The organism is Bacteroidota bacterium (assembly GCA_036522515.1).
Lineage (GTDB): Bacteria > Bacteroidota > Ignavibacteria > UBA10030 > SZUA-254 > VBOC01.
This window is the reverse complement of the sequence record DATDFQ010000041.1, coordinates 79,698-91,099: the sequence shown is the minus strand read 5'-3', so window position 1 is coordinate 91,099 and position 11,402 is coordinate 79,698. Positions and strand designations below refer to the sequence as shown.

General features: G+C 59.5%; 15 protein-coding genes. All 15 read left to right on the top strand.

The window, feature by feature from the left end; translation table 11 throughout:
- Position 1 precedes the first annotated feature (1 nt).
- The 15 genes from uraD to VI215_06060 all read left to right on the top strand — a co-directional run bounded on the left by uraD (position 2) and on the right by VI215_06060 (position 11,398).
- On the top strand, positions 2-511 hold the full coding sequence (gene uraD / locus VI215_06130; protein HEY6191892.1) for a 2-oxo-4-hydroxy-4-carboxy-5-ureidoimidazoline decarboxylase: 510 nt from the start codon (positions 2-4) through the stop codon (positions 509-511).
- Positions 512-515: 4 nt separating this feature from the next.
- Complete coding sequence (locus VI215_06125; protein HEY6191891.1) at positions 516-1,079, top strand: ORF6N domain-containing protein; 564 nt, start codon at positions 516-518, stop codon at positions 1,077-1,079.
- 6 nt (positions 1,080-1,085) lie between these two features.
- Complete coding sequence (locus tag VI215_06120; GenBank protein HEY6191890.1) at positions 1,086-2,474, top strand: phosphoenolpyruvate kinase; 1,389 nt, start codon at positions 1,086-1,088, stop codon at positions 2,472-2,474.
- On the top strand, positions 2,471-2,818 hold the full coding sequence (gene uraH, locus VI215_06115; protein HEY6191889.1) for a hydroxyisourate hydrolase: 348 nt from the start codon (positions 2,471-2,473) through the stop codon (positions 2,816-2,818). The genes VI215_06120 and uraH overlap by 4 nt, the downstream gene beginning before the upstream one ends.
- Before the next feature lie 27 nt (positions 2,819-2,845).
- Complete coding sequence (locus VI215_06110; protein HEY6191888.1) at positions 2,846-3,676, top strand: urate hydroxylase PuuD; 831 nt, start codon at positions 2,846-2,848, stop codon at positions 3,674-3,676.
- A 5-nt stretch (positions 3,677-3,681) separates the two neighbouring features.
- Entirely contained in the window at positions 3,682-4,113 is a 432-nt protein-coding gene (locus tag VI215_06105; GenBank protein ID HEY6191887.1) for a nucleoside deaminase, read from the top strand.
- A 44-nt stretch (positions 4,114-4,157) separates the two neighbouring features.
- Positions 4,158-5,288 carry an XdhC family protein gene (locus VI215_06100; protein HEY6191886.1) on the top strand — a complete coding sequence of 377 codons (1,131 nt, stop codon included), beginning with the start codon at positions 4,158-4,160 and terminating at the stop codon, positions 5,286-5,288.
- A 27-nt stretch (positions 5,289-5,315) separates the two neighbouring features.
- Positions 5,316-6,620, top strand: a complete 1,305-nt coding sequence (locus VI215_06095; GenBank protein ID HEY6191885.1) for an amidohydrolase family protein — start codon at positions 5,316-5,318, stop codon at positions 6,618-6,620.
- Positions 6,617-7,816: an aminotransferase class V-fold PLP-dependent enzyme gene (locus tag VI215_06090; protein ID HEY6191884.1), complete on the top strand. Its 1,200-nt coding sequence runs from the start codon at positions 6,617-6,619 to the stop codon at positions 7,814-7,816. The genes VI215_06095 and VI215_06090 overlap by 4 nt, the downstream gene beginning before the upstream one ends.
- 57 nt (positions 7,817-7,873) lie before the next feature.
- Entirely contained in the window at positions 7,874-9,067 is a 1,194-nt protein-coding gene (gene glp / locus VI215_06085) for a gephyrin-like molybdotransferase Glp (GenBank protein ID HEY6191883.1), read from the top strand.
- 5 nt (positions 9,068-9,072) lie between these two features.
- A complete protein-coding gene (gene moaD, locus VI215_06080) occupies positions 9,073-9,312 on the top strand; it encodes a molybdopterin converting factor subunit 1 (GenBank protein HEY6191882.1) in 240 nt (79 codons plus the stop codon).
- Positions 9,313-9,330: 18 nt separating this feature from the next.
- Entirely contained in the window at positions 9,331-9,759 is a 429-nt protein-coding gene (locus tag VI215_06075) for a molybdenum cofactor biosynthesis protein MoaE (GenBank protein HEY6191881.1), read from the top strand.
- Positions 9,760-9,904: 145 nt separating this feature from the next.
- A complete protein-coding gene (locus VI215_06070) occupies positions 9,905-10,339 on the top strand; it encodes a hypothetical protein (protein HEY6191880.1) in 435 nt (144 codons plus the stop codon).
- 137 nt (positions 10,340-10,476) lie between these two features.
- Complete coding sequence (locus VI215_06065) at positions 10,477-11,160, top strand: molybdopterin-dependent oxidoreductase (protein ID HEY6191879.1); 684 nt, start codon at positions 10,477-10,479, stop codon at positions 11,158-11,160.
- On the top strand, positions 11,138-11,398 hold the full coding sequence (locus VI215_06060; GenBank protein HEY6191878.1) for a hypothetical protein: 261 nt from the start codon (positions 11,138-11,140) through the stop codon (positions 11,396-11,398). The genes VI215_06065 and VI215_06060 overlap by 23 nt, the downstream gene beginning before the upstream one ends.
- The last annotated feature ends 4 nt before the right edge of the window (positions 11,399-11,402 follow it).

Genomic DNA, 11,402 nt, shown 5'->3' with positions numbered 1-11,402 from the left:
GATGACTCTCGACTCCCTCAACGCTCTTCCATCCGATGAGGCCCGCGGTGAATTTCTCCGCTGCTGTGGATCGCACAGGTGGGCGGAGCTGATGGCGGCGCGCCGCCCCTTTCCGTCGATGGAACTATTGCTCACACGCGCGGAGGAATGCTGGAACGGCCTCTCCCACGAAGATTGGAAGGAGGCTTTTTCACATCATCCCAGGATCGGAGATGTCGGGAAGCTGAGGGAAAAATTCGCGGCAACCGCAGAATGGGCCTCAAAAGAGCAATCCGGTGTCGCCCAGGCCACCGATGAGGTGTTGCAGTCACTCGCCGCTAAAAACCATACCTATGAAAAGAAATTTGGTTATATTTTCATTGTTTGCGCCACAGGAAAAAGCGCCGCGGAGATGCTGGACCTGATCGAGGAACGGATCGGCAACGATCCGGGAACCGAGATACGGATCGCGGCGGACGAACAGTCGAAGATCACAAGACTGAGGTTGGACAAACTCTGTGAGCTGAGCTAGAAAAATGGATAATACCATTCCGAGGGAAATCATTGAAAAACGAATCGTTTTGATTCGCGGTGCCAAGGTGATGTTGGATTTTCACCTGGCTGAGTTGTACGACGTGGAAACAAAGGCGATCAATCGCGCTGTGAGACGTAATGCAGAGAGATTTCCGACCGATTTCTGCTTTCAGATCTCAGTTGAGGAGTGGCAAAGTTTGAGGTACCATTTTGGTACCTCAAGCCGTTCCCAGTGGGGTGGCCGACGATACCGGCCCTTCGTTTTCACTGAACAAGGTGTCGCGATGCTCTCGAGTGTACTAAAGAGCAAACGAGCCATTCGGGTCAATGTTGAAATCATGCGTGCTTTCGTCGCCCTTCGCGAAATCCTCGCCAGCAATGCTGAGCTTGCCCGCAAGCTTGATGGATTGGAAAAAAGGCATGACGAACAGTTCAGGATCGTCTTCGAGGCGATTCGTCGGCTGATGGTGCCGGCAGAAAAGCCGAAACGGCAGATTGGTTTTCGAATTAAAGAACCACGAATAGTGTATACTGCCTGCGATGAACAATCAGCCGGGGTACGGTAAGTGAAAATGTCGTTGAGCCAGGAACTCGTTAAGCATATCGGGGCAACTCTCCTCGACGCGAATACCGCCTTCAACAAGCTCTACCCGGGCGAGTCGGACGCGCGCCAGCCGGTCCAGACGGTCTACGGGGGCGCACAGCTCTTCAAGGCCGATTCCGCCCGCAAGCTCGGTGCGGTCGCGCTCCGTTTGCTCCAGGAATATGCGCCGACCGCGGCAGCCTTTTCGAAGGCCCTCCGGTTGAAGGGAACCCCTGCGCAACAGAAGATTCTCTACAACCGGATCGTTGAGAAGCTCAAGCGCGAGCCGGTCGAGGATTTCCGTATCGATTTTGAGGACGGTTACGGGAATCGCCCCGATACCGAGGAAGACGGACACGCCGAATCGACGGCCGCCGAAGTGGCCCTGGGGATGCGGGAGAATGTGCTCCCGCCGTTCATCGGGATCCGTCTGAAGCCGTTCACCGAAGAGCTGAAGGAACGAAGCATCCGGACGCTCGATATCTTCGTCTCGACGCTCGCGACCCGGAGCGGCGGGCGCCTGCCGTCTAATTTTGTGGTGACGCTCCCCAAGGTCGTCCTCCCGGAACAGGTCTCCGCGCTCGTGGACCTCTTTGAAGCGCTGGAATCGAAACTTTCAATGGAACGAGGGAGCCTCAAACTCGAGATCATGGTCGAGACTCCCCAGTCGATCCTGAACTCGCGGGGAGAGTGCGCGTTGCCCGCGCTCATCGCGGCCGCGAAGGGGAGATGTGTCGCGGCGCATTTCGGCGTCTACGATTACACGGCGTCCTGCAATATCACGGCCGCGTATCAGACCATGGATCACCCCGCGTGCGATTTTGCGCGCCATGTGATGAAGGTTTCGCTGGCGGGGACGGGGATCTGGATTTCCGACGGCGCGACGAACGTGATGCCTGTCGGGCCGAACAGGCCGGCGGCCGGCAAGGCCCTCTCCGCGAAACAGGCGAAGGAGAACAGGGAAACCGTCCACCGCGCGTGGCGTCTGGGATATTCCCATATCATGCACTCCCTGAAGCACGGATATTATCAGGGATGGGATTTGCACCCCGCCCAGTTCCCGATCCGGTATGCCGCGGTCTATCGTTTCTTCTTCGAGGGGCTCGATGCGGCGTCGCTCCGTCTCAAGACATTCGTCGAGAAGGCGGCCCAGGCGAGCCTGATCGGGGAAGTATTCGACGACGCGGCGACAGGCCAGGGCTTGTTGAACTATTTTTTGCGCGGGATCAATTGCGGCGCGATCACGGAGGATGAAGCGCGGGCGACGGGCCTCAGCCTCGAGGAAATCCGGGGCCGGTCTTTTGTCAGGATTCTCGCAAACAGGAAGAAGAGCGCACAGATACCAGCGGGCCACCGGGACAGGGAGGGAAAGGCATGAAGAGTCAGATTACCACGCACGTTCTCGACGTCGCTCGCGGAAAGCCGGCGGTCGCGCTCAAGGCGGTTCTTGAAATGTTCACGGCGGCGAAGGAATGGAAGGAGCTCGGCAGGGGGGAGACGAACACCGACGGCCGGATTCCGGACCTTCTCTCCGAAGAAACCCGGATCGCCGCCGGCACCTACCGGCTCACGTTTCTCACGGAATCCTATTTCCGCTCGGTCGGATCGGAAGGGCTCTATCCGTTCGTCTATGTCGTATTCGAAGTGAAGGAGCCCTCGTCGCACTACCATATTCCGCTTTTGCTGAGCCCCTACGGATACTCAACGTACCGGGGAAGCTGAACAACTCATCTCACGCAGGCTGAAACGATGGAAGATCTCTACGGTACCATTCTGGAGTGGCTGAATCTGGCCGCGAGGTGGATCCATGTGTTCGCCGGCATCATGTGGGTCGGACAGACATACTTTTTCACCTGGCTCGACGGCCGCTTTACCGAAATGACGGGCGAAATGACGGGCGCGGCGCCGCCGAAAGACGGGGATGACAAAGTCTGGATGGTCCACAGCGGCGGGTTCTATCTCGTCGGAAAACAAAAAACTCCCCAGTTCCTTCCCCGCACGCTCCACTGGTTCCGCTGGGAGGCCGCGATCACGTGGATGAGCGGTGTGGTGCTCCTGTTTCTCGTTTATTACAACGGCGGCCTGATGCTGAACGAGAACATGGAATCGACGGTTCCGATCATCGCCGGGATCGCCGCGATCATCGTTCCGTGGCACATCTACGACGCGCTCTGGAAATCGAAGCTCTCGCGGAATGAGGCAGCCTGCGCCGCGATTTCGTATGCGCTGCTCGTAGGGGTGATCTTTACGCTGACACGCCTCATGGACGGCCGCGCGGCCTACATGCACGTGGGAGCGATGCTCGGCACGCTGATGACCGCCAATGTCTGGATCCGGATTCTCCCCGCGCAGCGCAAGATGGTCGCGGCTCTCAAGGAGGGAAATCCACCCGATATGACGCTTGCGGAGCGCGCCAAGATGCGCTCGAAGCATAACACGTTCATGGCGGTTCCGGTGGTCTTTATCATGATCAGCAACCACTACCCGGTGACATCCTACGGCGATTCCCTGAACTGGGTGATCCTGTCCGTCCTGATCCTTGTGGGCTGGGGCGCCGCGAAAATCATACGAAAGGCATGACCGGGATGGACGAGTTCATGCAGGCGGCGATCGACGAGGCAAGGAAGGGCTCCGCCGAAGGGGGAATCCCCATCGGTTCGGTCCTGGTCCGGGCCGGGAAGATCATCGGCCGCGGACATAACCGGCGGGTCCAGGAGGGAAACCCGATGAAACACGCGGAGATCGACTGCCTCATGAACGCCGGGAGAGTGGGGACCTACCACGACACGGTTCTTTATTCGACCCTGATGCCGTGCTATCTCTGCGCGGGCGCGGTCGTGCAGTTCAACATTCCCCGTCTCATCGCCGGCGAAGCAAGGACCTTTCCCGGCGCACCGGAATTCATGCGCGAACACGGTGTCGCCGTCACGAACCTCGATCTGGATGAATGTGTTGAGATGATGAAGGGGTTTATGAAGGAACACCCCCGGTTGTGGGATGAAGACATCGGAAAATAATCGCCTCGGCGCCTCTTCGCGCTGCACCTCGAATTTGAATTCTCATGGATCTCTTTGAAGAAATAATCTCCGCTCTCCGGGCGGAAGAGCGGGTCATGCTTGCCACGATCATCTCGACGACCGGTTCGACTCCGGCGGCCGCGCTCTCTAAGATGCTCGTGAAGCAGGGGGGAGTCGTTTCGCTCGGGACCGTGGGCGGCGGCTGCACCGAAGGGGATGTTCTGCTTCACGCCGGCCGGTTGCTCCCGAAGAACAGGGCGGAGATCCTGACGTTCAGTCTCGACGAAGACGACCTCGAGCACGGCTTGATTTGCGGAGGGAGCCTCGACGTCCTGATCGAACCGGTTTCAAGAGAGCGGATACCGCTCTTCGAGAAGCTGAAACAGATCCGGGATGAAGGCGAAGATTGCATCCTCGCGACCTGGCTGGGCGCAACCGGAGAGATCCGGGAGAAGGCCATCCTCACCGGCGGCCCGGGAAAACCGGTCGAGGAGAGCGAGGCCGCGATCAGGGTTTTGGGGTGGATCGACCGTTCCCGCGACGCCGATGGTTGGACCTCCCTCCTCGAAGCGATACCCAGGGTTCAAAAACGGAGTGAAACGGTCAAGGTCCCGACAGGGGAAGGCGCGATCATTCTGGAACCGGTCGCCGGGGCGCCGGGCCTCCTGATTTTCGGAGGGGGGCATGTGTCGAAATATATTTCCCGGACCGCAGCCATGGCCGGGTTCCGCGTCACGATCATCGACGACCGCGATAAATTCGCGAACAGGGAGAGATTTCCGGAGGCGAGCCGGGTCCTTGCATCCGATTTTCTTGAAGCGTTTCAGAAGATCGCGGTCAAGCCCTCCACCTACATCGTGATCGTCACCAGAGGCCACCGCCACGACGAGGCGGTCCTCGGCGCGGCAATCGGCACGCCTGCCCGCTACATCGGAATGATCGGCAGCAAGCGGAAGGTGCTCGCGACGTTCGAGCATCTGGTCGAGCGCGGAGTTTCGCCGCAGGAGCTCGAGCGGGTCCATGCCCCGATGGGCATCGATCTCGGGGCCGTCACGGCGGAAGAAATCGGGATCAGCGTGGTTGCGGAACTGATCGCAAAGCGCCGGGGAGCAAGCGCCCCGTTCCATGCCATGATGCAAACGGCGAACCTCACCGGCCGTTTCCAATCAACCTAGGCGTTTCCCATGAGGAACTTTCTCTGTATGATGTTGCTGATGAGCGCCGTCTCCGCACGTTCCCAAAGCCCCGCCGTCATCGACGGCGCGACGCTGATCGACGGCAAAGGGGGTCCGCCCCTCGGGAACTCCGTCATTGTGCTCCGGGGCCGCAAGATCGAGGCCGCAGGGCGCAAAGGAGAGGTTCCCGTGCCGGAAGGCGCACGGGTGATAGACGGGAGGGGAACATTCGTCATTCCCGGTCTCATCGATTGCCACATCCACTACGACTCCCCCCGGGATCTCGTGCAATTGATCGCCTGGGGGGTGACCTCGGCAAATTGCATGTTCGAATCGACGGACCAGGCGCTGGAAATGGAGCGGATGACTTCAGGGGATTCCGTTCATGCGCCCCGCATCTACGGCACGGCGCCGATCTTCACCGCCGTTCACGGATGGTGGTGGGGAGAAGGGTTTCCGATCGACTCGTCCATCAACCGGTTCCCCGGCGCTCCGGAGGAAGCGCGCGGGCTCGTCGGCAAAGCGAAGGCGAAAGGGATAAAGCGGATCAAGCTCATGTATGATGATATGGGCTGGTGCCGCGACCCGCTTCCGAAACTGACGCGGATGCGGGAGGACGTCATGCGGGCGCTGATCGCAGAGGGGCGCGCTTCGACGCTTGTCTCCGAAGTTCACGCGCCGAACCTAAACGATGCTCTCGCCGCCGTCGATGCGGGCGTGTCGGCCCTCGCGCATGGGATCCTCGATGCGCCCTTCGACTCAGCCGCGATCGGGAAGATCGTGCGGGGAGGCCTCTATTATATTCCCACCTTTTGCGTGTTCGAGTTTCTTGCCGATACGAAAGGATTCATGAGCGCGACTCTCTCGGAGGCCCGATTCCACGACGCGCTCCCCGAAGCCGCCCTCCGCCGCTATACGGGGGAGGAATACTACGACCATTATCGCACGACCTATCCGAATATTTCATTCGTACGATCGCACCTCCCCGTCCTGCGCGACAACATGAAGCGGCTCGCGGAACAAGACGCGAATGTCGTGATGGGGACCGACATGTGGGCGTTCCCCGGCATCGGCGCTCATCTGGAACTCGAATTCATGGTTCAGGCGGGGATGACGCCGATGGAAGCGATCGTCTCCGCGACCTCTCGCGGAGCGAAATTTCTGGGAGAAGGCGAAGTGAAAGGGACGATCGAACCGGGCAGGGAGGCGGACCTGCTCATCCTCGGCCAGAACCCTCTCGACGACATACGCAACACGCGTTCGATCCGGCAGATTGTCAAGCAGGGAAGGCTGTTCGACCACTCCGCTCTCGTCGGGGAATCGAAACGATGAGCGGGAGGCGGGACACTCTCCTCGAATGGAGGAAGGAGTTCCCCATTCTCGAGACCTCAACCTACCTGATTTCCAACTCACTCGGCGCGATGCCGCGCGGGGTCTACCGGAAACTCCGCGAGTATGCCGACGCATGGGCGAAACGGGGGGTTCGCGCCTGGTCGGATTCGTGGTGGGAGATGCCTCTGGCCGCCGGAGATGCGATCGCGCCCCTCATCGGAGCCGGGCCCGGCGAACTTTCCATGCACGCGAACATCTCACTGCTCCAGGCGATCCTGATCTCCTGTTTCGACTTTCGGGGAACCCGCAACAGGGTTGTCATGTCGGACATGGAATTCCCATCCAACCTCTATGTTTACCAGAAATTTGCTGGCCGGCTGGGAGCCCGTCTCCGGGTGGTCCGCTCCGATGACGGCATATCCGTGCCGACGGAAAAGCTGCTGGATGCGATCGACGAGAGGACCAAACTCGTCCCGATCTCCCACGTCCTCTTCAAGAGTGCCTATATTCAGGATATCCGCGCCGTGGTGCGGAAGGCCCACTCCTGCGGAGCGATCGTCATTCTCGACACTTACCATTCCGTGGGGATCATCCCGGTCGATGTCCGGCAGCTCGGCGTCGATGTGCTGGTCGGGGGCGTCTTAAAATGGTTGTGCGGCGGCCCCGGCGCCTCCTTCCTCTGGATGCGTCCGTCGCTTCGAAAAAAGCTCCAGCCGGCGGTCACCGGGTGGTTTGCGCACCGCCATCCGTTCGCGTTTGAGACCTCCATGCGCTACACCGGAGGCGCGGGAAAATTCCTGAACGGAACCCCCTCGATCTCCGCTCTCGCCGCCGCCCAGGTCGGACCGGGAATCATCGCCCGCGCGGGAATGGAAAACGTGCGCCGGAAATCGATGCGCCAGACCGCCCTGCTCATCGGCGAGGCCGAACGGCGCGGGTTCGCCGTCCGTTCGCCTCTCGATCCGGAGCGGCGCGGAGGAACCGTGACCGTGCATGTGCCGCACGCGCACGGCGTCTCTCGCGAGCTGATCCGGCGGAACATCATCGTGGACTACCGCAGGGGGGCGGGGATCCGGCTCGCCCCTCATTTCTACAATTCGGATGAGGAGCTTCTCGCCGTCATGGAATCGATCGAAAACATCCTTCGGACGAAGGCCTACCGGAGGCACGAGGGCAAATCGTACACGGTGACGTGACAGGTTGCACTTCAGGAAGGCCGGGAGTATATTACTGGCAAGTATCTCACCTTTCCCATGATTACTGCCCGCGAAGCACTGGACATCATCCTCGAAACGGTTCGCCCGCTGGGGACGGTTTCCCTCTCGATCGAGGGAAGCCTCGGCTCTGTTCTGGCGGAGGATATTGTTTCACCCGGCTTGATTCCCCCCTTCGACAATGCCGCGATGGACGGATTTGCCGTGCGGTCCGGGGACGCGGTCCGGGTTCCGGTCACGCTGACTCTCACCGGGGAGGTTCCGGCCGGCTCGATCGCCGCATCGCCGCTGCGGAAACTCGAGGCGATGAGCATCATGACCGGCGCCAGGATACCGGCCGGGTGCGATGCTGTCATCCAGCAGGAATGGACCGGGAAGCCGGATGAAGGGCATGTGACACTTCTCCGCGCGGTGCCGCAGGGTCACAACATCCGCCGGGCCGGCGCGGACGTTCAGGCGGGAGCGACAGTTCTCACGCGCGGCTCTCTCATCCGGCCGCAGGAAATCGGGGTCCTGGCATCTCTCGGCAGGAGGTTCATTGTCGTTCACCGGAAACCGTCGATTGCCATTCTCACGACAGGATCGGAGATTGTGGATATCGACAAGCCGCTCTCCGAAGGAAAGATCCGGAACAGCAACGCCTATGTCCTCGAAGCCCTGGCGAAGCAGCTTGGCTGCGAATCCAGGCGTCTGGGGATCGCTCCGGATGAACCCGGCGAACTCAAGAGGATGATGACGGAGGGGCTTGAGGCGGACATGCTCATCACATCGGGGGGCGTATCGGTCGGAAAGTATGACCTCGTGATTTCGGCGTTAAACGAGCTGGGCGGCAGCGTGAAATTCTGGAAGGTCAATATCAAGCCGGGAATGCCTCTGATGTTCGGCCTCTTCCGGGAGAAACCGGTCTTCGGACTGCCCGGCAATCCGGTCTCTTCGATGGTCACGTTTCTCCAGTTCGTGCGGCCGGCACTCGCGCGGATGATGGGCCGCGCGGCCGGGCCGCCGTTACGGTTGCATGCGAAACTGGAGGAGGAGATCAGGAAGCAGGACGGCAAGCGACACTTTGTGCGCGGGGTTCTCTCGAGCGACAACGGGACCGTCAGCGTGCGAACCACCGGCTCGCAGGTGTCCAATATTCTGACCTCCCTCTCGAAGGCCGATTGTCTGATCATCCTTCCGGAAGAGCGGGATCACTTCCCCAAAGGAGACGAGGTCGAGGTGGAACTGCTGTGATACGAGTGAACGTTAAATTTTTCGCGGTAGCCCGCGACGTCGCCGGGATGGAGGAAGTGACGCTGACGATGCCCGAGGGCTCGACTCCCGCAGACGTCCTCTCGTCTCTCGAAGTCACATACCCGCGGTTCGGGGAATGGAAGGGGCATTTGCGCGTGGCCGTGAATCAGGAATACGCCCCCGGAAAGGTCACCCTGAAGGACCGGGACGAACTCGCCATTATTCCCCCCGTGAGCGGGGGGTGAGGGGGAGATAAAGATCGAATGATCGAAATTACGGACAAAGAGATTGACGTTGCGAACGTGATCCGAAGCGTGCACGACCCGGCCGCGGGAGGGGTCGACATCTTCATCGGTACGACGCGGAACCATTCCAAAGGAGAGCCCGTTCTGGGGATGGAATATGAAGCCTACGTTCCCATGGCGCTGAACATGATGAACGAGCTCGCCGAGACCGTCAGGTCGAAATGGGAGATCATGAAAATTTCGATTGTACACAGGATCGGCCGGCTGGGAATCGGGGACCCGAGCGTCGTGATCGCAGTTTCGGCAGCGCATCGAAAGGAGGCATTCGAGGCATGCCGGTTCACGATCGACAAGCTGAAGGAATCCGTCCCGATCTGGAAGAAGGAGATTTTTGCCGGCAGGGAGGAGTGGGTGGGGGAGCCGAACCCCCGCAGGACCCCCGATTAACGCACCGGATTCGAGCGGCGCCCGGGATGTCGATTCTTAAGAAAAAATAATGTTCAATTAGTTGACTTTGGCAGCCCCGTTTCCTAAATTTCCGCCGAAAACAATTAACCATTCCGCAGTATCATTGCCACATTTGGAGGGTTGTATGAAGAAGATTCTCGTAATCATGGCTGTCCTCGTTGCGTTCGTCGCGATGCAGAGCCGTCTCCGTGCACAGGATTCGACCGGCGCGGCGAAAGAGGAAAAGAAGGGTGAGATGATGGAGAAGGCGGGAGAGAAGATGCAGGAGAAGGGCGAGATGACGAAAGAAAAGGGAGAGATGATGAAGGGAAAAGGGGAGAAGATGAAGGCAAAGGGAGAGATGATGGAGAAGAAGGGTGAGATGAAAGCCGGCGAGGAGATGGAGAAGGCCGGCACGAAGATGGACATGAAGGGTAAGAAAGCGATGCACGCCGGAAAGAAGACGGAGATGAAGGGTAAGATGATGAAGAAAAAGGGAGAGATGATGGAGAAGAAGGGTGAGAAGATGAAGGAAGAGGTGAAGGAAGAGGCGAAGAAGGTCCCACCGGGCAACCAATAGACCGGTCAATATTCTTGTCAAACGGAAAGCGATGGCTCACACATCGCTTTCCGCATTTATAGGGGATACCCGGGCGAACTACGATGCCGGACGAGCGAATCGCTGATCACACATCAGGCGGGACCAAGCACTCTCAATTGAGAAGAAGGCTTCTCAAGCTCTCCCCCTTTCTCCTCCTCGCGGGGTGCGATTACAGCGCGGGGGGAGGGGTCGGATCGTTCCTCACGAAGTTCCAGCAGTTCAACGACTGGGTCCAGTCGAAGATGTTCAACCCCGCCAGCCTCTCCCCCGAAGTAGCCGACGCCGATCTGACCCCTCAGGACGGGTTCCGGCTGAACAGTTACGACACCGACGAACCGGAAATCGACCTCAACGACTGGAAACTTTCGGTCTCGGGCCTCGTCGCAAAACCGGGAAACTATACGCTGGACCAGATCGCCGCGCTTCCCCGGAAAGTGATGAATACGAAACATTGCTGCGTCGAGGGGTGGAGCATGAACGTCAAATGGGGCGGCACCGCCTTGAAAGATTTTCTTGAAATGGTGGGAGCCGATCCCGCCGCGAAGTACGTGTACGTGGAGTGTGCGGACGATTACTATACCACCTACGACATGCCGAGCGCGATCCACCCCCAGACTCTCCTCTGTTTCATGGCATACGGAAAACCTCTTTCAATCGGTCACGGAGCTCCGGTCCGGATCACGATGCCCACAAAACTCGGATACAAGAGCGCAAAGTGGGTCAACCGGCTCGTCGTCGCGAACGGAAAGACCGGAGGTTATTGGGAAGACCAGGGATATGATTGGTTTGCAGGGCTTTAAATCCGGAACCCGTGCGAGGGTCAACCTTTTGCTTCTCGCGGCGTGGCTCGTGATCTCCGCAGCCGGATGCGCCGGCGCCGGAAGCGACAAGGTCCTCGTGATCGAGAAGACCAGGAGCTATCACCGTGAGGAGTGTCCCCGCGTAAAGATGGCCGAGGCCAGGGTGATGACTCGCGATGAAGCCCTCGCATTGAACTACCAGCCCTGCCCGGATTGCCGGCCCGATGCGCGGAGGTGAAGGC